Here is a 22242-nt window from a genome sequence, read left to right as displayed (position 1 = left end):
TCAGGCCACGGCCGTGCCGTCGACCGCGGCGGAGAAGCCGAAGGCCTTGACGGCCTGGTAGTAGGTCCAGGCGGTGGAGTCGCAGGACGCCTTCTTGACGGTGCCGTACTGGGCGCAGACGCGCTTCAGGTCGGCGTAGAAGGCGTCGTCCAGGCGGGGCTTGTTGGCGTCGAAGCTGCCGGCCGCCTTGTAGTTGCGGTAGCCGAAGTCGTGGCGCGCGCAGGCGGTCTGGAACGGGAAGCCGAACGGGTTGTCCGGCGAGGTGGTGCAGTAGTCCGTCGACCAGTCGAAGCCGTACGCGGACCAGGCGCCCTGGTTGCCACGGGCGGACACCCAGGCGTTGTAGCTGGCGGCGCTCGTCTGGGTCCAGCTGCTCAGCACCTGCGGCTTGTCGGCGGGCGCCGCCGCGGCGGGACCCGCGAAGGCGACGATGCCGGTCATGGCTGCGGCGGCGAGCACGGTGGCGAGACGGGTGCGCATCGGAGTACCTCCGGGAAGTGGATCCGGTCGAGCCGGCCGGACTTCCCGGCGGCGGACTCCAGGTTTCTCGGAGGAACTATCGCCGCGCTTGCCTGGGTCTATACCACGAGGGACCGCTCAACGGAAAAGGCTATGAGCCTCTTTGACCGAATTTCAGCAGGGTTCGCGGCTGGACGGCGGTGGATCTACCCATCAGTAAGTGATCAGAATGTACGCGCACCGTGAGGTGCTGGCTGCAACAGGGGGATGGAGCCGAATGCATCAGGTCGTATTCAGACTATTGGGGCCGCTGGACGTCCAGATTGGCGGGAACAGCCTGCGCAAACTGGGGGGAGCCAGGCAGCGCACCGTTCTGACCATGCTTCTTCTGTCACCGGGCCGGGTGGTCTCGGTGGACACGTTGATCCACGCGGTGTGGCCCGGCGGAGCGCCGACCACGGCCCGCAACCAGATCGCCATCTGCGTCGCCGGACTCAGGAAGGTCTTCAAGGACGAGGCCGGGGTGAGTGACCTGATCGTCACCTCCCACCCGGGCTACACCCTGCACCCCGGCGAACACCGCATCGACATCGTGGAGTTCGACGAACTCGTCGGCCGGGCCCGGGAGGTGGCCCGCGGCGGGCAGACCGCCGAGGCCTGCGCCGTCTTCTCCGAGGCGCTCTCCCTCTGGCGGGGGCGCGCGCTCGACGGGGTCACCGGACCGCCCGTGGAACAGGAGGCCGCGCGGCTGGACGAACTCCGGCTCGACGTGCACGAGGAGAGCGCCGGGCTGCGCCTCCAGCTCGGCCGCCACCAGGCGCTGATCCCGGAGCTCACCGCGCTCGTCGCCCAGCACCCGCTGCGCGAACAGGCCCGGGCGCACCTGATCCTGGCGCAGTACCGGTCCGGCCGCCGCGCGGACGCGCTCGCCGTCTTCCGGGAGGGCCGCAACCTGCTCGTCGACGAACTCGGCATCGAGCCGGGCCCGGTGCTCCAGGGCCTGCACGACCTCGTGCTGCGCGACTCGCCCGAGCTGTCCCAGCCGCCCAGCGACCCGGCGCCGGCGCCCGCCACCAACGTGCCGGCCCAACTCCCGGTCGAGTCGGCCTCCTTCACCGGCCGGCACAAGGAGCTCAGACAGCTCGACCGGATGCTGGACGAGCGCCTGGGCCAGTCACCGCTGGCCATGGCCGCGATCAGCGGCATCGGCGGCGTGGGCAAGACGGCGCTGGCGGTCCACTGGGCCAACCAGATCGCCGCGCGCTTCCCGGACGGCCAGCTCTTCGCCGACCTGCGCGGGTACGACGAGAAGGACGAGCCGGTCACGCCGGCGACCACCCTCGACCGCTTCCTGCGCGCCCTCGGCGTGCCGGCCCCGCAGATCCCGTCCGACCCGCACGAGCGGGCCGCGCTCTACCGCAGCGTGCTGGGCGGCAAGCGGGTGCTGATCGTGCTGGACAACGCCCGGTCCTTCCAGCAGATCCGGCCCCTGCTGCCGGGCAACGGCCGCTGCTGCGTGGTCATCACCGGCCGCGACCTGATGGACGACCTGATCGGCGACTACGCCGTGCTCCAGATCGGCCTCAACACCATGGCCCCGGAGGAGGCCACCGCCCTGCTCGCCGAGATCGCCGGTGCGGACCGCATCGGCGCCAACCCGATCGCCACCGAGCGCCTCGGCATGCTGTGCGACCGTCTGCCGCTGGCCCTGCGCATCGCGGGCGCCCGGCTGGCCGCGAAGCCGCACTGGTCGGTGCGCAACCTGGTGTCCCGGCTGGAGGACCAGCGCCGCCGGCTCGACGAGCTGAGCCCGGGCGAGGGCGGGGTGCGGGCCGGCTTCCGGCTCAGCTACCGCGACCTGTCGTCCGGCGCCCGCGAGCTGTACCGGCGCCTCGGGCTGCTGACCGTGCCGGACTTCGCGGCCTGGGTGGGGGCGGCGCTGGTCGGCACCGACATCCTGGACGCCGAGAACCTCATCGAGCAGCTGGTCGACGCGCAGCTGCTGGAGGTCGCCCCGGGCTCGGGACCGGTCACCCGCTACCGCTTCCAGGACCTGCTGCGGCTCTTCGCGTGGGAGTGCGCGCAGGCGGAGGAGAGTCCCGAGGCGCGCGGTACGGCGCTCAAGCGCGCGTACAGCGGCTGGCTCACCCTCGCCGACTGCGCGCGCAGGCGTACGTACGGCGGCTCCCACGCGGTCGGTTACGGCGAGGGCGTCGAGCGCCTGACCCTGCCGGACGAGCTGGTGGAGGAGCTGCTGGCCGACCCGATGGAGTGGTTCGAGTCCGAGCGGACGGCGCTGGCCGACGTGATCGACCAGGCGGCCGCGGCGGACGACTCCGCGTACGCCTGGGGCCTGACCGTCAACAGCACCACCCTCTTCGAGGCGCACAACTACCTGGAGGACTGGCGCTCCTGTGCCGAGCACGCCCTGGCCGCCGCGCAGCGGGTGGGCGACCGGCTCGGCGAGGCCACGATGCTCCGCTCCCTCGGCACGCTCGCCATCTACCAGCGCCAGTACGAGGAGGCACAGGGCTGGCTCGACCGCGCCCTGACGCTCTTCGACGGCTCGGGCGAGGTGCACGGCCGGGCGGTCACCCTGCGGAACCTGGCCCTGTGCGCGCGCTTCTCCGGGGAGCTGGAGCTGGCCCTGCGGATGGCCCGGGAGGCGCTGGAGGGCTTCCGCACGGCCGAGGACGTCGCGGGCGAGTCGCACGTACTGGGGCTGCTCGCCCAGCTGGAGCTCGAGCGCGGCGACATCTCGGCGGGGATCGCCCTGTGCACGGAGGCCATAGCGAAGAGCCGCGAGGCCGGATCCGTGCGGGGCGAGACCCAGAACACCTACCGGCTGGCCGAGGCGCTGCTGCGGCGGGGCGATCCCGCGGGGGCGGAGGAGGCCTGTTTCACGGTGCTGGAGCTGACCCGCGAGGACGGCGACCGGCTCGGGGAGGCGCACGCGCTGCGCGGCATCGGCGAGGCGCGCTGGCGGCAGGGCGAGTGGGCGGAGGCCGACATCGTGCTGGAGCAGGCGCTGGAGGCGGCGAAGGAGGTCGGGGACCGCTTCCTGTACGCGCGGATCGAGCTGGACCTCGGCTGCGCGGCGGCCGTACGCGGCTCCGCCGGCGCGGAGGCGCCCCTCTCGGCCGCCGGGGACGCCTTCCGGGAGCTGGGGGCGAAGGTGTGGCTCGACCGCGCGCAGCGGGCGCAGGATTCCGTGGCCGCCGGGCAGGGCCGTGCCTTAGCCCCCGCCGTGCTGGTGGAGATCCTCGAGAGCCGGTAGGCCCGGCTCCCACCTGCCCGCAACGCGAAGGGATCCCGGCGCCCCCTGGGGGGCCGGGATCCCTTCGCGTCGTGTGAGGCAGGTCGTGCTCGGTGCGATCAGGTCCAGGGGACCTCGCCGTCGGTGATCGCGTCGATCACGCCGACGGCCTCGCCGATCACCCCGTGGATCGGGCCCGTCCAGGGCACCTCGTCCTGCGTGGCCGACACCACGGCGGTGGACGGGCGCTCGCTCGCCGCCGCCTGACCCGCCGTGCCCACCGTCAGGGCGAAGCCCGCGACAACGGTGGCAAGAGCGGCTGCGAAAGCGGTGCGGGTGCTGCGCATCGTGAACTCCTCGTCGATTCCGGTCTGCGTGACTGCCGCCGTCGTTCTGCGACGAGAAGAACGTTAGGAAGGAGCGCTATTGAGGCGATGTTGCTTCGATTTCTGTCAAGTTTTGGCAGGTGCGTGTGTCATGTTCCCCAGTGAAACCGCAGGTCAGCAGGGGTCTCCTCAGCTCCCCCAGGCGCCCAGGTGCGTCATCCGCTCCGCGACCCGGTCCGGAGTCGGAGCCTCCATCCGGTCGGCGATCCGCCCGTCCGCCAGGAAGACCACGGTGTCGGCGTACGAGGCGGCCACGGGGTCGTGGGTCACCATCACCACCGTCTGCCCGGTCTCGTCCACGCTGGTGCGCAGCAGCGCGAGGATCTCCTTGGCCGTGACGGTGTCCAGCGCGCCGGTCGGCTCGTCGCCGAAGATCACGTCCGGGCGGGTGATCAGCGCCCGCGCGATGGCCACGCGCTGCTGCTGGCCGCCGGACAGCTCGCCCGGCCGGTGCGAGGCGCGGCCCGCCAGCCCGACCCGGGTGAGCACCTCGTCCAGCCACGCCGGGTCCAGCTTCTCCTTCGCCAGCCGCATCGGCAGCTCGATGTTCTGCCGCACGGTCAGCGAGGCCACCAGGTTGAAGGCCTGGAAGACGAAGCCGATGCGCTTGCGGCGCAGCTTGGTCAGCTGCGTCTCGTTGAGGCCGTTCAGCTCGGTGCCGCCGATGTACGCGGACCCGGTGGTCGGCATGTCGAGGCCGGCGGCGCAGTGCAGGAAGGTGGACTTGCCGGAGCCGGACGGTCCCATCACCGCGGTGAACGAGCCGCGGTCCACCGCCAGGGAGACCCCGTCCAGGGCCCGCACCTCGCTGCCGCCCTTGCCGTACACCTTGGTCACCGCGTCCAGGCGCAGCGCGTGCCCCCTCGTCTCTTCGCCTGTCTGGGGCGCTCGGCCGCTGGTCTCGGTCCTCATCGGCGAGGGGTCCTCTCACTGTGGGGGCGTGAACTGCCGGTTCCGCCCGCAGCCGGAACGGCCTCCCCAGAGTGCCTTCCACGACTCTGCTGGAGCTATTCCGCGCCGCCCCCCGGGCCGCAGTTCGGCCGGATCACCCCCGGCCTGGGCCGAAATCGAAGCGAAATCCCGCCAATAGCCTCGACTTCTAGCTTCGTTGACTGAGCTCGCAGCACATTAACCAGATCAACGGGGTGACGTATGGACTTCCGAATCCTCGGCCCGGTCGAGGCACGACGCGGCAACACCCGGATCGCGCTGTCCGGTTCCAAGGTGCACACCGTGCTCGCGGCGCTGCTCCTGGCCCGCGGCCGCGTGGTCTCCGACGCACGGCTGAGCACCCTGCTGTGGGGCTGGGACCCTCCCGCCACGGCCGGCGCGCAGATCTACACGTACATGTCACGGCTGCGCAAGCACCTCGGCGAGGACGTGGAGATCATCCGGCAGCCGCCGGGCTACCTCTTCGCCGCCCACGGCAGCCGCATCGACCTCGACCGCTTCGAGCGGCTGGAGCGCGAGGGCCGGTCCTGCCTGGAGCGGGGCGAGTACGAGAAGGCCGGTGAGCTGCTGTGCCGGGCCCTGGAGCTGTGGCGCGGGCCGGCACTCGCCAACGTCACCGAGTACATGCTGGAGGTGGAGCGCGAGCCGCTGGAGGAAGCCCGCAACCGGGCCCTGGAGTGCCGGATCGAGGCCGATCTGGCCCTGGGCCGGCACGAGCGGATCACCGGTGAACTCACCGGCCTGGTGGCCCGGTTCCCCACCCGGGAGCGGCTGCGGGCCCAGCTCATGACGGCCCTCTACCGCTGCGGCCGCCAGGCGGACGCCCTGCACGCCTACCACGAGGGGCGCAAGGTGCTGGCGGAGCAGCTCGGCGTCGACCCGGGCACGGCGCTCGGGGACACGTACAAGGCGGTGCTCACCGGCGAGCTGGGGCTCGAGTCCCCCGCGCCCATCACCACGGGCGCCCGGCGCCCGGTGGTGACGCCGGCGATGCTGCCGCCCGACACGGACGACTTCACCGGCCGGGACGCGGAACTCGCCACGCTCACCACGATGATCGGCCCCGTCCCGGAGGACGGCACCTGGCGTCCCCGGCGGTTCCTGATCACCGGCATGGCCGGCATCGGCAAGACGGCGCTCGCGGTCCGCGCCGCCCACGTCTCCTCGGCCCTCTTCCCGGACGGCCAGCTGTACGCCGACCTGTGCGAGCCCGACGGCACCCCCCGCGACCCCTGCGCCGTGCTGGTACGGCTGCTGCGCGCACTGGGCGAGGACGACCTCGACGAGCCGGGCGACCAGGACGACCTGGAGGAGCTGGTACGCCGCTACCGCACCCGCACCGCGGGCCGGCGGCTGCTGATCCTGCTCGACAACGCGGTCGGGGACCTCCAGCTGGGCCCCCTCCTGCCGGGCAACCCGGACATCACCGTGCTGGTCACCTGCCGCACCCAGCTGGCCCGGGTGGCCGGCGCGTACACGGTGGCGCTGGGCCCGCTGGACGACGACTCCGCGCTGGAGCTGCTGGCGTCCGCCGCCGGCCGCTCGCGGATCACCGCCGACCCGGACGCCTCGGACGACCTGGTCGCCTACTGCGCGGGGCTGCCGCTCGCGCTGCGGATCACCGGCGCCCGGCTCGCCGCCCGGCCCCACTGGCCGACGGCCCGGCTGGCCCGGCGGCTCGCCGACCCGGAGACCCGGCTGGCCGAGCTGGGGTACGGGGACCTGCGCGTCCGGGACGCGCTGCTGCCCTCCGTACGGCTGCTGGACCCGCGCGCGCAGACGGCGCTGGCCGGCCTGGCCGACCTGGGTCCCGAGCCGTTCTCCGCGCAGGCCATGGCCGAGGTGCTGGGCGTACCCGAGGACCTGGCGGAACGCGGCCTGGAGAGCCTGGTGGACGCCGCGCTGCTGGACATCAGCGGCGTCGACCGGGAGGGCCGGCCGCAGTACCGCTGCCACGAGCTGGTCTGGCTGTTCGCCGCCACGGAGTCCGGCGCCCTGGACACCGCGCCGGTGCACGCCCTCTGACCGGCGCGGCGCGGCCCGGCCTCCGCCTGCCGCCGCCCGTCTCCGACCCCGACCCCGACCCCGACGACCCGACCGATCACACCCCTCGCACCGAACCAAGGAGTACCCGTGAAGCTCACCCGCACCGCCACCGCCTGCGCCGCCGTCGTGGCGGCCGCCCTCTGCGGCTCTTTACTGACCGCCTGTTCCTCCGTGGGCCTCGGCGACGAGACCGCCACCCGCTCGTACACGGTGACCGACAAGGTGACCGCGCTCTCGGTGGAGTCGCCCGGCGGCGACATCGAGGTGACCGGCGGCTCCGGCAGCGTGGTCAAGGTGACCGAGACCGTCACCTACAGCGGCAAGCGCCCGCGCACCGGCCAGACCGTCTCGGGCGGCGAGCTGAGCCTGAACGCGGGCCCGGACTGCGGACCCGAGGACGATTCGGACTGCGTCATCAGCTACAAGGTCGAGGTGCCCAGCGGCCTTTCGGTGAAGCTGGTCGGCTTCGCCGGCGACATCACCGTGCGCAAGCTCACCGGTGACGTCGAGGCCCGCACCACCGGCGGCTCGGTCCACGCCGAGGGCCTGGCCGGCACCAAGCTGCTGGCCAAGGTCAGCGGCGGGGACGTGTCCGCCACGTTCGCGTCGGCCCCGAAGAGCGTGGAGGCCGGCACCGACGGCGGCGACGTGACGGTGAAGGTGCCGAACAGCGCCGCCTACGCGGTGGACGCCAGTGCCATCGGCGGCAGCGAGAAGGTGGACGTCCGCACCGACCCGGCCTCGGGCAACCGCATCAAGGTGTCCACGACCGGCGGCAGCGTCTCGGTCACCACCTGAGAACGCGGCGGGGGGACCGGGTCCGTACGGACCTGGTCCCCCCGCCTCCGCGGCCCCGGGCCGCGGGATCACCAAGTGCTTCGGGTCCGGTGGAAGGGGAGGGCATGACGCTCGGAGGGCGGCGCGATGGTCTCCCGCACCACCGTCCAGACGTCCGAGACCACGCGCTCGCGGCCCGGGCGCGGGGACTGGGCCAGCGCGTCGGCCGTCATCGCCCGCATCGCGGCGACGGCGGCGACCGCCCGGGTGGCGGCGGTGGGCTTCGAGGGGCGGGCCGCGCCGCGGCCGACGTCCATCCGGTGGCCCAGCTCAGCGGCCTCGACCCGCTCGGCCGCCGCCCGGACCAGGCTCACCGGTGCGGCGAACACGGCCGGGGACAGCGGGTGTTCGTACACGTGCCGCACCCAGGCGGAGACGCGCTCGCGCTCGCGGTACTCCCAGCCGTCGGCCGCCGGGCCGGGGTCGGCCTGCTCGACCACGGTCTCCAGGAGCCGGTGGTAGTCGAGCCAGAGTTCGTCGTCCAGCGCCGGCAGTGCGGTGTTCTCGGTGGCTTCCAGTGTCATGGTCGTGCCTCTCTCGTGGCGGGGATGGTGCTGCGGAAGTCGGAGCGGGTGCGCTGTGCGGAGCGTCGGGGTGCTGCGTGCGGTACGGGGTGTCCGCCGGCGGCGGGGCCGGGCGGAGCGGTACGGGCGGGAGCCGAGGGGTGGCTAGACCGGCGGGTGGAGGACCACCGGGCCGGTCGCGGAGCGGTCCGGGCGGGCCAGGGCCGCGGTGTACCCGGCGCCGACGTCCAGGTCGGACACCGACCAGAGGGTGTTCACGCCCTGGTGGCTGTGGCTGACGGCGACCGGGCCGTCGTCCTCCATGTGGACCTCCAGCGCGGTCAGTTCGGTGCCGATCAGGCCCACGCCCACGGCCTTGACCACCGCCTCCTTCCGGGTCCAGCAGCGGTGGAAGGCGGCGTCGCGGTCCGGTCCCGGCGCCAGCCCGGCCAGCACCCGGCGCTCGGACTCCGACAGGACCAGCTCGGCGAGGGTGTCGGCGCGGACGTCGCGCCGCGCCTCCACGTCGACCCCGACCCGGGTCCCGGCCCGGACGGCCAGGACGCCCAGGCCGTCGGTGCGCGAGAGGCTGACCGCCAGCGGCACCGCCGGACGCAGCACGCTCGGCGGGCCGTGCGAGCCGTCCCCGCAGCCGGGGCAGACCCGGCGGCCCAGGTCGACCTCGGCGGCCGGAACGCCCAGCAGTCCGGCGAGGGCCCGGCGGGCGGAGGCGTGGGCCCGGACGAAGCCGGCGGCGTCGCGTTCAGCGTGGAACCTCAGCGCCCTCTCGTACTCGGCGGTGTTCAGCAGCGCCAGGTCGTCGGGGTCCGTGCGGGCGGGCAGGGCCCACCACCACACGTGGACCTCGCCCGAGGCCCGCAGGGCGCGTACGGCCTGCTCGGCATCGGCGCGGAGGGCGGGGTCCAGGGTCAGGCTGCCCGGCGAACCGTGCGGTACGGGCATGGCATCTCCTTTCTTGCTGCGTCTCTTCATTGAGCGCATGTCGGGCATGCAGGGAGCTATACGGCAGTGGGCCGCGGGCCTATCCGGCCGGGAGCAGGGCGGCGGTGACCATCCGGAGCACCGCCGCCCTGTGCTGTTCCAGGTAGAAGTGGCCGCCGGAGAACACCCGGTGCGTGAATCCGCCGGTGGTCAGTGCGCCCCAGCCGAGCACGTCCTCGGGCGGCAGCAGCGGGTCCGCGTCGCCGGTGAGTGCGGTGATCGGGGCGCGTACGGTGCCCAGTTCGTCCAGGGTCGGCCGGTACCGGGCGTTGAGCCGGTAGTCGGCGCGCAGGGCGGGCAGCAGCAGCGCGGCCAGTTCGGGATCGTCGAGGATCTCGGCGTGCGGCGCCTCCAGCCGGCGTACCTCCGCGGCCAGTTCGGCGTCGGTCCAGCCCGTCAGGTCGACGGGGTCCGAGGCGTACGCGGCGGCCGCGCCGGAGACGAAGATCCGCTCCGGGCTGACGCCGAACCGTTCCTCCAGGCGCCGGGTCACCTCGTAGGCCACGTCGGAGCCGAGGCTGTGGCCGAAGAAGGCGAGCGGCGCGCCCAGGTAGGGCCGGAGGGCGGCGGTGAGCCGGTCGGCGAGTTCCGCCATGTGCTCGACCGGGGGTTCGTGGAAGCGGTCCTGGCGGCCCGGGTAGCGGGCGGCCAGCACCTCGATCCCGGCGGGCAGCCCGTCCGGCCAGTCCCGGTAGAGGCTGGCGGCGCCGCCCGCGTGCGGGAAGCAGACCAGGCGGACGCGGGGCACTGCGGTGCGGGGCTGTCTGCGGAACCAGCGGCCGGCGTCGTCCGCCGGTGCCGGGGGCGCGAGGAGCGCGGCCTGGGTGGCGGGGGACATCGTGTCGTTGCTCCGATCTGTTCGGTCGGCCCGGTCGGGCCGGCTAGTCGGTCATGGCGACGAGGACGCGGCGCGGGCCGGTGAAGGGGCGGCGGCCGTGGCCCACGGCCACGTTGTCGATGACCATCAGGTCGCCGGTGTGCCAGTCCACGTCCACGGCGTTGTCGAGGCCCCGGTCGCGGACCTGGACGACGTACGCGTCGGGGATCGGCGAGCCGTCCGCGAAGGTCACGTACTGCGGCAGCTCGTCGGTGGGCAGCAGCCGGGCCAGGGCGGCGGCGGTCTCGTCGCCGAGGGAGGCCGGGTGCCACTGGTCGGCCTGGTTGAACCAGACCTCCTCGCCGGTCACCGGGTGGCGGACGGTGGCCGGGCGCAGCAGGCTGACGCGCAGCCCGCCGTCGGGCCGCCACTCCCAGTCGGCGCCGGTGCCGCGCAGGTACTCCTCGACCTCGGCGCGGTCGCGCGTCTCGAAGGTGTCCTGCCAGCTCTTGCCCAGGCCCATGCCGTCGTGGAGGTTCTGGGTGTAGCGGACGCCGGCGGCGAAGGCCTCCCGGACCTCGGGGTCGAGCGAGGCGAGCCAGCGGGTGCCGTCGACGATGGGGGTGGCGCCGCCGGTCTCGGGGGCCTGCTGGCAGAAGAAGGCGAGCCGGGAGGGCCAGCTCTCGGCGTACGACAGCTCGTTGTGCATGGAGATGGTGAACTCGGCCGGGTACTCGGTCGAGGTGTAGACGTTGTCCCCGACCTTGGTGCGCGGGGAGTTGCCGTGGACGTACGCCAGCCGGTTGCGCAGCAGCAGGTCGAGCACCGGGCCGAGGGTGTCCGGGGTGAGGTGGAAGCCGCGGAAGACCAGGGCCTTCTGCTCGGTGAGCAGCCGGTCGGCGAGCGCGGTGTCCGCCAGGTGGGCGGCCAGGCCCTCGGGGGTGGCCGGGGTGCCGGTGTCGGCGGGGCGGATCTCGTACGGGGTCCAGGTGGTCACGGTGGTGTTCATGCGGGCTGGTTCGCTTCCTGTGTGGTGGGTTCGGGGGCGTCTCCGGGGCGGGGCCGGCGCAGGGACTCGGGGTAGTCGGCGTGCGGCAGCAGGAGGGAGAGCAGGGCGAGTGCGGCCATCGCGGCGGCGATCCCGTACACGGTCGGGGTGGCGCCGAAGGCCTCCAGGGCGAAGCCGCCGCCGAGCATGCCCAGGGACGCGGCGCCGGAGCCGATCAGGCCCATCGCCCCGCCGACGCGGCCCTGGAGCCGGTCGGGGGTGATGCCGACCTGGTAGACGCCGCCGGCGACGTTGGTGACGCTGCCGATCATGGCGGCGACCAGGAAGATCGCGCCCAGCAGCACCGGGTGGCCGGTGAGGGCGACCAAGGGCATCAGCAGGGCCCAGCCGAAGGCGCCGCCGACGAGCAGGCCGCGCAGGCTGATCCGGCGCATCCAGAAGGTGCCGGTGAGGGCGCCGAACATGCCGCCCACGCCGCTGACCGCGGTGATGACGCCGATGCTCGCGGCCGAGCCGCCGGCCTCCTTGACGATGACGATGAGGGCCAGGGAGAGGGCCTGGAAGAGCAGGTTGCTGCCGCTGATGAGCAGCATCCCGAAGCGCAGGAAGCGCTGCTTCCAGGTCCAGGCGAGGCCTTCGCGCAGTTCTGCGGTGACGCTGGCGGGGGCCGCGGTGCGCTCGTCCTGGAAGTCCTTGCGGATGAGCAGCAGGGAGACCAGCGAGACGGCGTGGGCGACCGCCGAGAAGAGGAAGGGCGAGAAGCGGGCGACGGTGTAGAGCACGCTGCCCGCGGGCAGGCCCAGCAGGCCGGCGGCCTGGCCGCGCGCCTCGTTGCCCGCCATGGCGGCCGGCAGCTGGTGCTCGGGCACCACGTGGCGTACGGCGGCCCGCTCGGCCAGCCGGTAGAAGATGGCCAGGCTGCCCTGGACGAAGGCGGCGGCCATGAGCAGCGGGATCCAGACGTGGCCGGCGAGGACGGACGCGCCGACCGCGGCCGCCGCGAGGAGGCAGCCGAGGTCGCAGAGGATCATCGTGCGGCGCCGGTCCCAGCGGTCGACGAGGGCGCCGGCGTGCAGCTGCACCACCAGGTTGGGCAGGGCGGCGGCGAAGCCGACCAGGCCGGCCGCGCTCGCGGAGCCGGTGGCCCAGATGACCAGCAGCGGGTAGGCGATGGAGCTGACCCGGGCGCCGAGCGCGGTGGCACCGGCGCCGACCCAGAGGAGGACGAAGTCCCGGTTGCGGCGCAGGGACGGGCCCTGCGGCGCGGCCTGCCCGGCCGGTCCGGACCCGGCGGGTGTCCCGGCGGGTGTCCCGGCGGGTGTCCCCGGGGGTGTCCCGGCGGGTGTCCCGGGGGTGGTGCCCGGGGCGGTCCCGGGCGTCGTCTCGGGGGTGGTCTCGATGGCGGTCATGCCGGCCGTCCTTCCGGGGTGGGTCCGGTCAGCGCGCCGTGCCGGATCCACTCCAGGACGGCCATGGCGCTGTGCATCTTGTTCTCGGCCTGGTCGAAGGCGATGCTCGCCGGGCCGTCCAGCACCTCGGCCGTGACCTCCTCGCCGCGGTGCGCGGGCAGGTCGTGCAGGAACGCGGCCTTGGGGTTGGCCCGCCACAGCCCGGCGGTCACCTGGAACGGGGCGAAGACCTGCCGCCAGTCCGGGTCCGGCTTGCTGGTCCCGGTGGTCTGCCAGCGGGTGGTGTAGATCGCGTCGGCGTCCTCGGGCAGGCCCTCCATGTGGTGGGCCTCGCCGACGTACGAGCCGTTGCGCGCGGCCTGCGCGGTGGCCCGCGCCAGGATGGCCGGGTCCACGCCGTAGCCGGGCGGGGTGCGCAGCTCCAGCCGGGTGCCGGGGTAGCGGCTGAGCGCCAGGGCCAGGGCGGAGGCGGTGTTGTTGCCCTCCCCCACGTACAGCACGCTCAGGCCCTCGATGCGGCCGAACCGCAGCTGGAGGGTGGTGAGGTCGGTGAGGCCCTGGGTGGGGTGCTCGGCGGCGCTCATCGCGTTGACCACGGGGAGCCGGCCGCCGCCGGACAGTCCGCGCAGCTCCTCGTCGGGGCCGGCGGTGCGGGCCACCAGGACGTCGAGCATGCGGGCCATGACCTGCCCGGTGTCCTCGACCGTCTCGCCGGTGTTGACCTGGAGGTCGCCGGGTCCGTAGGTGACGGTCTGGGCGCCGAGCCGGAGGGCGCCGGCGGAGAAGGCGGTCCTGGTGCGGGTGGAGGTCTTCTTGAAGTAGATGCCGGCGACCCAGCCGGCCAGGGGGCGCTCGTCGGCGCCGGCGCCCGAGGCGAAGTGGGCGCCGCGGGCGACGATCGAGTGCAGGTCCTCGTCGCTCAGTCCGTCGATCGAGAGCAGCTGCCGGGTGTGCGGTGACGGGGGTGCCATCGGGGGCTCCTTCCGGGTGGTCGGGGTGGGGGCGGCGCGCCCCGCGGGGGCGCGCCGCCGTCGCGGCTGCTGCCGGTCAGTCCTGTGCCTGCGGGTTGATCCGGCCCTGCTCCCACAGCCGGGTCATCTCGCCCTCGCCCGTCCAGGCCGCGTCGTGTTCGCGTACGGAGGCCAGTACCTGCTTGAGCACGGCCCGCCCGGAGTCGGCGTTGGTCAGGACGACCACGCCGGTGCCGGAGCCGAGGCGGCTCAGGGTGAGGGCGTGGAAGCCGGCGGTGCGGCCGGTGTGCCCGTACTCGAGGTCTCCGCCGGTGGTGTCGACGATGGAGCCCATGCCGTAGAAGCGGCCGGGTTCGACGATGGTGAGCATCCGCCGGGCGAGCTCCGGGGTGAGGACCTCGGAGGGTTCGCCCCGGTGGGCCCGGCGGATCTCCAGGGAGACCTGGGCCAGGTCCTGCGCGGTGGTCCACAGGCCGGCGGCGGCGACGTCCGGGTGGGCGTAGCTGCCGCCCTCCACGGGCACGCCGTTCTCGTCGTGGCCGACGGCCACCGTGCGGCCCGCGCCGGCCGCGGTCTCCGCGTGGTCCGCCTCGTAGCCGCCGGCGGTCATGCCCAGCGGGTCCAGGACGAGTTCGCGCATGAGGCGCGGGAACGGGGTGCCGGTGACGTCCTCCATGAGCTGCTGGAGCACGGTGTAGCTCACGTTGTTCTTCTGGAAGACCTCGCCGGGTACGCCGTCCACGACGACCGGCGGGGTCTTGGCCGGGGCGCGGCCGTGCAGGATCTCGGCCGCGCTCGGCCGGGGCTCGGAGCGCCGGTAGAAGTGGTGCTCCAGGTCGGTCGGCGGGTGGGTGACGCCGGAGGTGAAGCGGAGCAGCTGTTCCACCGTCACCGGGGCGTCGCCGGGCACCTGCCAGCTCGTGAGGTACCGGTTGGCGTCCTCGGCGAGGTCGATCAGCCCGTCCTTGACCAGGCGCAGGACGCCCAGTGCGGAGACGTACTTGCTGATGGACCCGGCCGGGAACAGCGTGTCGGGGGTGACCCTGGCGCCGCCCCCGAAGGCGGTGACGCCGAAGCCGCGGACCTCGCTGACGGCCCCGTCGCGGATGACGGCCACGCTGACGCCGGGCACCTGGTGCTCGATCATCGCCTCGGCCGGGGCGGGCAGCGCGGCGGGCGCCCCGGTGGTGCGGGCGGGTGCGGGGGCGACGGCCCGGGCCAGTTCGGCCAGGGTCTCGCTCTCGTACAGGGTGCGCAGGGAGACCGTCAGGCCGGCCCTGCGGGCCGCGGCGATCACCGGGAGCACCATGATCGAGTCGCCGCCGAGGGCGAAGAAGCTGTCGTCGGCGCCGATCTTCTCGATGCCGAGGGCGTCCGACCAGATGGCGGCCAGCAGCTCCTCGGTGCCCTCGCGCGGTGCCACGTAGGGCGGCCGCCCGGCCTCGGGGAGGCCGTCCTGTCCGGGGGCGGGCAGGGCCTTGCGGTCGACCTTTCCGGAGACGGCCAGGGGCAGTTCGTCCAGGGTGACGAAGACCGGCGGCACCATGTACGCCGGCAGGGTCCGGCGCAGGTGGGCGGCGAGGTCGGCCGGGGTGGGCGCGTGGCCCGGCTCCGGTACGACGTAGCCGGTGAGCCTGCGCTCGCCGGGGCGGTCCTGGCGGGCCAGCACCACGGCGTCCTTGACGCCGGGGGCGAGCAGCAGGGTGGCCTCGATCTCGCCGAGTTCGACGCGGTAGCCGCGGATCTTGACCTGGTCGTCGCCGCGCCCGAGGAAGTCGAGCGTGCCGTCGGCGCGGAACCGGGCGAGGTCGCCGGTCCGGTAGAGCCGGGCACCGGGGCGCGCGGCGAAGGGGTGCGGGACGAATTTCTCGGCGGTGAGCGCGGGCCGGCCGCCGTAGCCGCGGGCCACTCCGGCGCCGCCGAGGTACAGCTCGCCGATGGCGCCGGCCGGGACCGGGCGCATCTCCCGGTCGAGTACGTACACCTCCGTGTTGGTGATGGGCCGGCCGATCGGGACCGGGACGGCCTCGTCGGCGGTGCCGGTGGCGTCGTGGACGACGCAGCCGACGACCGTCTCGGTGGGCCCGTACTCGTTGATGATCCGGGCGCCGGGGGCGGTGCGCCGCCAGGCGGCCACCATCTCGGGCTTCATCTCCTCGCCGCCGACCACGAACGTGCGCACCGAGTCGACGGCGGTGTCGCCGAGTTCGGTGGCGACCAGGTCCAGGTGGGCCGGGGTGATCTTGACGATGCTGTAGTCGCCGCCCTCGCGGAGCAGGGCCGGCAGGGCCTCCTGGCCGCGGTCGCCTGGCACCATCGTGACGTCGCGGCCGGAGATCAGCGGGAGCAGGAAGCTGGGGACGGCGAGGTCGAAGGCGATGGAGCCGAACATCGGCGCGCCGTTCGCCCCGTCCATCCCGTAGTAGGCCAGCGCCCAGTCCAGGTAGTTGGCCAGTCCGCCGTGGGTGATCAGCACGCCCTTGGGGCGGCCGGTCGAGCCGGAGGTGTAGATGGTGTAGACGAGGTCGTCCCCGTCGACGGCAACGTCCGGGTCGGTGGCGGGCCGTCCGGCGATCTCCGCCGCCTCCCGCTCCAGGACCAGCAGCCGGGCCCGGTGCTCCGGTACGGAGTCCAGCAGCGACTCCTGGGTGACCAGGACCGGCGCCGCGCTGTCGGCCAGCTGGTACGCCAGGCGCTCGGCCGGGGTCTCCGGGTCGAGCGGCAGGTACGCGGCGCCCGCCTTGAGCGCGCCCAGGACGGCCACCAGCATGTCCGGGCCGCGGTCGAGCAGCACGGCCACGAACTGGCCGCGCCGCACGCCGAGTCCGGCCAGGTGGTGGGCGAACCGGTTGGCCCGCTCCTCCAGTTCGCCGTACGTGAGCACCTCGTCGCCGGTGACGACGGCGGGGGCGCCGGGCGCCGCCGCGGCCCGGGCGGCGAACCGCCGGTGGACCGGGGTGGTGTCGTACGGGGTGCCGTCCGCGCCCGCCCAGTCGCCCAGCAGCAGCTCGCGGTCCTCCTCGGCCAGGAACACCTCGCCGGCGTCCCCGTCGAGGTCGGCGACGATCGCCTCCAGCACCAGCCGGTACATCCGGCCCAGCCTGCGGGCCTGCTCGCGGCTCATCACCTGCGTGCTGGTGAGGAGTCCGAGCTCGCCGGCCATGGTGGTGACGGCCAGGTCGAACTCGGTGCCGCCCTCGCGGAGGCTGGTGCCCAGGTCCATCAGGTCGGTGTCGATCTGGCGGAAGTCCAGGTAGTTGAAGAAGACGTCGATGATCCGGCCGCCGCCCGCCTCGCGCTGTACCTCCGGCAGCGGGAAGCGCCGGTTCGGCCACAGCTCGGTCTCCTGGGCGAACACCTGCGTGAGCAGCTCCCGCCAGGTGCGGGCGCCGCCGCGGTGGTGGATCGGCAGCGTGTTGAGGTACATGCCGTAGACCAGGTCGGCGCCGGGCGCCTCGGGCCGGCTGTCGCAGACCAGCCCGGTGTGGAAGTCCCGCTCCTCGGTGAGCTGGCTCATCACCTTGAGGTGGGCGGCCAGCAGGACGCTCTTGACCGGCACGTCGGCCCGGCTGGCCGTCGCCCTGATCGCGTCCTGGAGGTCGTGCAGGGAGACGGTGACCGAGTACGGCTTCGCCGGCTCCTGCGGCTGCCGCCAGGCGGCCGGCAGGGTGAAGCGGGCGTACTCGGAGACGGTCCGGCGCCAGTGGGCGCGCTCCTCCGCCGAGGCCAGCGACTCGTGCTCGCCCGCGATGAAGTCGGCGAACCGCAGGCGCGGCAGCTCGGCCGGGGCCGGCTCCTGCCCGTCGCGGATCGCGGCGTACGTGGTGAGCAGCTCCATCCACAGGCTGTAGTGGCCCCAGCCCTCCAGGATGGTGTGGTTGAGGCTGAGGAACATCCGCCAGCCCCGGTCGCCGACCGCGAAGGCGAGGCGGACGAACGGCGGCCTGGTGGTGTCGAAGAGGTTCTCCTGCTCGCCGCGGCTGATCTCCAGGACCCGCCGGTGCCAGCCCTCCTCGTCGAGCCCGGTCAGGTCGTGCACGCTGACCGGCATCTCCGCGCGGGCGTGCACCAGCTGCATCGGCACGGAGTACGTGTCGAGGTCGATGGAGGTGCGCAGCGCCTCGTGGCGGGCGGTGACCCGGCGGGCCGCCTCGCGCATCGCGGCGGGGTCGAAGGGGATCCCGTCGCGGATGTCGAACGAGGTGGTGTTGTGGTAGTTGTTCCCGCCGGTCCCGTCGCCGCCGCCGGCAGCGTCGCCGGAGAGCAGCTCGACCAGCATGCCGGTCTGGAGCTGGGAGAGCGGGTAGGCGTCGGTGACCCCGTCGGGGACCAGCGCGCGGTCCTGGGCGGAGATCAGCTCGAAGGGCTCCACGTACCGCTGTTCGCGCAGCTCGCGGCCGGCGACGGCGGCGGCCAGCCGGCCGACCGTCCGGTGCTCGAAGACCTCGCTGACGGCCACGCTGTAGCCGGCCGCCTTGAGCGCGCCGACCAGGGTGACGGCGCGGATCGAGTCGCCGCCCAGGTCGAAGAAGCTGTCGGTGACCGAGAGGGAGGCCACGCCCAGCACCTCGCACCAGACCGCCGCGATGGCGATCTCGTCGGGGGTCGCCGGGGCCGCGCCGCCGCGGGAGGCCGCCAGGGCGTCCTCGCCGGGCACCGGCAGCGCCCGGGTGTCGAGCTTGCCGTTGGCGGTCAGCGGCATCCGGTCGAGCACGACGTACGCGGCCGGGACCATGTAGTCGGGAAGCGTCTCCAGCAGGTGGTCGCGCAGCTCGGCCGGGGCCGGTGCGGTCTCGGTCCCGGGGGCGGTGACGACGTACGCGGCGAGCCGCTTCTCCCCCGGGGCGTCCTCGCGCAGGACGACCGCGGCGTGGCTGACGGCGGGGTGGGAGCCGAGGGCGGCCTCGATCTCGCCGAGCTCGATCCGGTAGCCGCGCAGCTTGACCTGGTGGTCGGCCCGGCCGATGAAGTCGATCGTGCCGTCGGGCAGCCAGCGCACGACGTCGCCGGTCCGGTACATCAGGGTGCCGGGCTCGCCGTGCGGGTCGGGCACGAACCGGGAGGCGGTCAGCGCGGGCTGTCCGTGGTAGCCGCGGGCCAGGCCCTCGCCGGCGACGCACAGCTCGCCCGGCACCCCGCGCGGCACGAGCCGCAGCTCGCCGTCGACCACGTACAGGCGGGAGTCGCCGACGGGTCCGCCGATGGGCACCGAGGTCGCGCCGTCCGGCACCGCGGTCACGTCGTGGACGGTGGAGAAGGTGGTGTTCTCCGTCGGTCCGTAGCCGTGCACGAGGTGGGCCGGGCCGCCGGAGCGGAGCAGCTCGCGGACGGTGCCGGCGTCGGCCGTCTCACCACCGAAGATCACCGTGCGCAGGCCGCGGAACATCTCGGGGACGGTCCTGGCCAGGTGGTTGAAGAGGGAGGTCGTGAGGATCATCGCGGTGATCCCGCGCTCGGCGGCCACGGCGGCCAGCAGCTGGGCGTCCAGGACCGTGTCGCGGTCCAGGACCTCCAGGCGGGCGCCGCCCAGCAGGGCGCTCCAGATCTCCCAGGTGGCGCCGTCGAAGGAGACGCTCGCGACGTGCGAGACCACGTCGTCGGGGCCGACCCGGGTGAGCGCGTCGTGCAGCGCGGTGCGCACCACGCCCCGGTGGGTGACGGCGGTGGCCTTGGGGGTGCCGGTGGAGCCGGAGGTGTACATCACGTACGCGAGCTCGTCCGGGTCCTGTACGGGCGCCTCGGCGGCCGGTCCCTCGTCGGGCGCGCCCGCGTCGACCAGCAGCAGCGGGCCCTCCCAGGCGGGCAGGCCGTCGGCCAGCCGCCCGGTGCTGACCAGGGCCGTGGCCCCGGAGTCGGCCAGCATGAAGGCCAGCCGGTCCGCCGGGTAGGCCGGGTCGAGCGGCAGGTAGGCGGCGCCGGCCTTGAGGACGCCCAGGAGGGCGACCGGGAGTTCGGCGCTGCGGTCGAGGCCGACGGCGACCACGGCGCCGCGGCCCGCCCCGGCCGCGGCGAGGCGGGCGGCCAGCCGCCCGGCGCGGGCGTCGAGTTCGGCGTACGTGAGGGTCAGCCCGGCGTGGGAGACGGCGACGGCGTCGGGGGTCTGCGCGACGCGGGCGGCGAACAGCTGGGTGAGGGTGCCCGCGACGGGCGCCTCCCCGTCCTCCCGGACGGCCGGGCCGGCGGTGCCCCAGGCGGTGAGCAGCTCGGTCTCGCCCGCCGGGAGCGGGGCGAGGGCCGGGCCCTCCGGGTCGGCGGCCATGGCCTCGACGACCGCGCGGTACATGGCGGCGATCCGCTCGGCCTCCTCGCGGCGCAGCACGCCGGTGTGGGTGGCCAGGCTGAGGTGCCCGTTGAGCGTGGTGACGATCAGCGAGAACTCGGTGGCGGCCGCTCCGGCGCTGGAGCCGACGTCGACCAGGTCGGTGTCGAGCTGCTTGTAGTCCTGGTAGTTGAAGGCGACGTCGACCAGCCTGCGGCCGTCGGCGAGGCGCTGGATGGCGGGCAGCGGGTACCGGCGGTGCGGCCAGATCTCCGCTTCCCGGGCGTACACCGAGGCCACCAGCTCGCGCCAGGTGCGGGCGGTGCCGTCGTACGCGAAGGGCACGGTGTTGAGGTGCATGCCCAGCACCCGCTCGGCGCCCAGCGCCTCGGGGCGTGCGTCGGTGGCCAGGCCGGTGGCGAACTGCCGCTGGTCGGTGAGGCGGGCCAGCACCGCGAGGTGCACGGAGTGCAGGACGGCCTTCATCGAGGCCTGGGCGCGCCGGGCCAGCTCGCGGAGGCCTGGCTCCAGGTCGGCGAAGGGCACCCGGACCAGGTAGGGCTCGGGGGTGCCGCCGGGGGCCGCGCCCCAGCCCTCGGGGAGGGCGAAGGGCTCGTGGCGGGCGGTGACGTCCTGCCAGTACGCGCGGTCCGCGTCGGAGGCCAGGGACTCCAGCTCGCCGGCGACGAAGTCGGCGTACCGCACCTCGGGCGCGGTCCAGTCAGCGGTCGTGCCGTGGTCGCGGAAGTCCCGGTAGAGGCCGAGGAGTTCCATGAGCATGGAGTGGTGGCTCCAGCCCTCGGTGATCGCGTGGCACTCGGCCATGCCGAGCCACCACACGTGGGTGCCGTCCGCCGGGTCCTGGACCAGCGCGGAGACCCGCAGCAGGGAGGGCACGGTCAGGTCGAAGGGGGTGGCCCGCTCCTCCTCCAGGTAGGCGGAGACGGCCAGGTCCACGAAGGACCGGTCCAGGGCGCCGAGTTCGCGCACGTCGACCGGGATGGTGACGGCCTCGTGCACGAGCTGGAGCGGGGTGCCGTACCCGTCGAGGGCGAAGCCGGTGCGCAGGACCTCGTGGCGCTCCGCGAGGACGGCCACGGCACGGCGCAGGGCGGTCGCGTCGAAGGCGCGGTCGTCACGGATCCGGAAGGCGTTGACGTTGAGGTACTTGTGGCCGGCCGGCTCGGCGAGCATCTCGACGAGGATGCCGAGCTGGCCCTGGGAGACGGGGTAGGCGTCGGTCAGCCCGGCGGGCAGCAGGGCCCGGTCGGCGTCGGACACGAGGGCGAAGGGCTTGACGGCCCGGTACGCCTCCCCGGTGCCGCCGGCGGCGGCGAGCGCGGCGAGGCCGGCGACCGTGCGGGCGTCGAAGACGTCGCGTACGGAGAGCCCGTACCCGGCCGCGCGCAGGGCGCCGACCAGGGAGACCGCGCGGATGGAATCGCCGCCGACGTCGAAGAAGCCGTCCTCGGCACCGACCCGCTCCAGGCCCAGCACCTCGGCCCAGACCGCGGCGATCCGCTCCTCGTCCGGGGTGCGCGGGGCGACGTACGCACGGTCGGCGCCGAGGGCCGACCAGTCGGGGGCCGGCAGCGCCTTGCGGTCGAGCTTGGTGTTGGAGATCAGCGGGATGGCGGCCAGCCCGGTGAAGGCGGCCGGGACCATGTACTCGGGCAGCCGTCCGCGGCAGAACTCGGCGAGCTCGGCGGGGGCGGGCAGCCCGGCCGCCGGGTCGGCGGGCACCAGGTAGGCGGCGATGCGGGGGTCGCCGGGGGCCGAGTCGTCGGTGACGACGGCGGTCTCCCGGACGGCCGGGTGCTCGGCGAGCAGGGCCTCGATCTCGCCCAGTTCGACGCGGTAGCCGCGGATCTTGATCTGGTTGTCGGTGCGGCCGAGGAACTCCAGGCCGCCGTCGGGCCGCAGCCGGGCCAGGTCGCCGGTGCGGTAGAGGCGGGCGCCGGGCTCGCCGTACGGGTCGGGGACGAAGCGCTCGGCGGTGAGCGCCGGGCGGCCGAGGTAGCCCCGGCTCAGCGCGGGGCCGCCCACGCAGAGTTCGCCGGGGACCCCGACCGGCACCGGCCGGCCCTCCTCGTCCAGGACGAGGACGCGGGTGTCGGCCAGGGGGCGGCCGAGGGGGATGCCGTGCGGGTCGGCCAGGTCGGCCTCGGTGATCCGGTGGTGGGTGACCTGGACGGTGGCCTCGGTGGGCCCGTACAGCTCGACGAGCTGGGGGGCGTCCAGGCCGAACCGGCCGGTCCAGGGGGCCAGGGCGGGGCCGTCGTGCTTCTCGCCGCCGAAGAACATGGCGCGCAGCCGCAGCCGGTCGATCCGCGGGTC

The 22242-nt window shown here is 74.2% G+C and carries 13 protein-coding genes (1 of these 13 running past the window's edge); 3 read left to right on the top strand and 10 right to left on the bottom strand.

Annotated elements, in window-relative coordinates:
- Positions 1–480: a phospholipase gene (locus tag ACIQUQ_RS17625; RefSeq protein ID WP_403976588.1), complete on the bottom strand. Its 480-nt coding sequence runs from the start codon at positions 478–480 to the stop codon at positions 1–3.
- Between the two features lie 208 nt (positions 481–688).
- Here ACIQUQ_RS17625 and ACIQUQ_RS17620 point away from each other — a divergent pair, with 208 nt between their 5' ends.
- A complete protein-coding gene (locus ACIQUQ_RS17620; protein WP_403976649.1) occupies positions 689–3736 on the top strand; it encodes a BTAD domain-containing putative transcriptional regulator in 3048 nt (1015 codons plus the stop codon).
- A gap of 98 nt (positions 3737–3834) precedes the next feature.
- On the opposite strand, the gene ACIQUQ_RS17615 is transcribed toward ACIQUQ_RS17620, so the two are convergent.
- The gene (locus ACIQUQ_RS17615) at positions 3835–4062 is read right to left on the bottom strand and encodes a hypothetical protein (RefSeq protein WP_403976586.1); all 228 of its coding nucleotides are present in this window, start codon (positions 4060–4062) and stop codon (positions 3835–3837) included.
- 168 nt (positions 4063–4230) lie between these two features.
- Positions 4231–5013 (bottom strand): ABC transporter ATP-binding protein, encoded by a 783-nt coding sequence (locus ACIQUQ_RS17610; protein ID WP_403976584.1) that lies wholly within the window; start codon positions 5011–5013, stop codon positions 4231–4233.
- A 240-nt stretch (positions 5014–5253) separates the two neighbouring features.
- On the opposite strand from ACIQUQ_RS17610, the gene ACIQUQ_RS17605 reads away from it, so the two are divergent.
- Positions 5254–7077 carry a BTAD domain-containing putative transcriptional regulator gene (locus ACIQUQ_RS17605; RefSeq protein WP_403976582.1) on the top strand — a complete coding sequence of 608 codons (1824 nt, stop codon included), beginning with the start codon at positions 5254–5256 and terminating at the stop codon, positions 7075–7077.
- A gap of 108 nt (positions 7078–7185) precedes the next feature.
- A complete protein-coding gene (locus tag ACIQUQ_RS17600; RefSeq protein WP_403976580.1) occupies positions 7186–7896 on the top strand; it encodes a DUF4097 family beta strand repeat-containing protein in 711 nt (236 codons plus the stop codon).
- 68 nt (positions 7897–7964) lie between these two features.
- On the opposite strand, the gene ACIQUQ_RS17595 is transcribed toward ACIQUQ_RS17600, so the two are convergent.
- The 7 genes from ACIQUQ_RS17595 to ACIQUQ_RS17565 all read right to left on the bottom strand — a co-directional run.
- On the bottom strand, positions 7965–8459 hold the full coding sequence (locus tag ACIQUQ_RS17595) for a hypothetical protein (RefSeq protein WP_403976578.1): 495 nt from the start codon (positions 8457–8459) through the stop codon (positions 7965–7967).
- A gap of 144 nt (positions 8460–8603) precedes the next feature.
- Positions 8604–9401, bottom strand: a complete 798-nt coding sequence (locus tag ACIQUQ_RS17590; RefSeq protein ID WP_403976576.1) for a 4'-phosphopantetheinyl transferase family protein — start codon at positions 9399–9401, stop codon at positions 8604–8606.
- Positions 9402–9480: 79 nt separating this feature from the next.
- Positions 9481–10278 carry a thioesterase II family protein gene (locus ACIQUQ_RS17585; protein ID WP_403976575.1) on the bottom strand — a complete coding sequence of 266 codons (798 nt, stop codon included), beginning with the start codon at positions 10276–10278 and terminating at the stop codon, positions 9481–9483.
- Positions 10279–10321: 43 nt separating this feature from the next.
- Positions 10322–11266 (bottom strand): TauD/TfdA family dioxygenase, encoded by a 945-nt coding sequence (locus ACIQUQ_RS17580; protein ID WP_403976573.1) that lies wholly within the window; start codon positions 11264–11266, stop codon positions 10322–10324.
- The gene (locus tag ACIQUQ_RS17575; protein WP_403976571.1) at positions 11263–12675 is read right to left on the bottom strand and encodes an MFS transporter; all 1413 of its coding nucleotides are present in this window, start codon (positions 12673–12675) and stop codon (positions 11263–11265) included. Before ACIQUQ_RS17575 ends, ACIQUQ_RS17580 begins: the two co-directional genes overlap by 4 nt.
- A complete protein-coding gene (locus ACIQUQ_RS17570) occupies positions 12672–13646 on the bottom strand; it encodes an ornithine carbamoyltransferase (protein WP_403976569.1) in 975 nt (324 codons plus the stop codon). The genes ACIQUQ_RS17575 and ACIQUQ_RS17570 overlap by 4 nt, the downstream gene beginning before the upstream one ends.
- A 76-nt stretch (positions 13647–13722) precedes the next feature.
- Positions 13723–22242 carry the end of a non-ribosomal peptide synthase/polyketide synthase gene (locus tag ACIQUQ_RS17565; RefSeq protein ID WP_403976568.1) on the bottom strand. It continues 15090 nt past the right edge of the window, so only the last 8520 of its 23610 coding nucleotides appear in the window; its start codon lies off the right edge, out of view — the gene reads right to left on this strand; its stop codon occupies positions 13723–13725.

The sequence above is a fragment of the Streptomyces sp. NPDC101118 genome, from assembly GCF_044759445.1.
Classification (GTDB): Bacteria; Actinomycetota; Actinomycetes; order Streptomycetales; family Streptomycetaceae; genus Streptomyces.
This window is presented reverse-complemented; position numbering and strand designations above follow the sequence as displayed.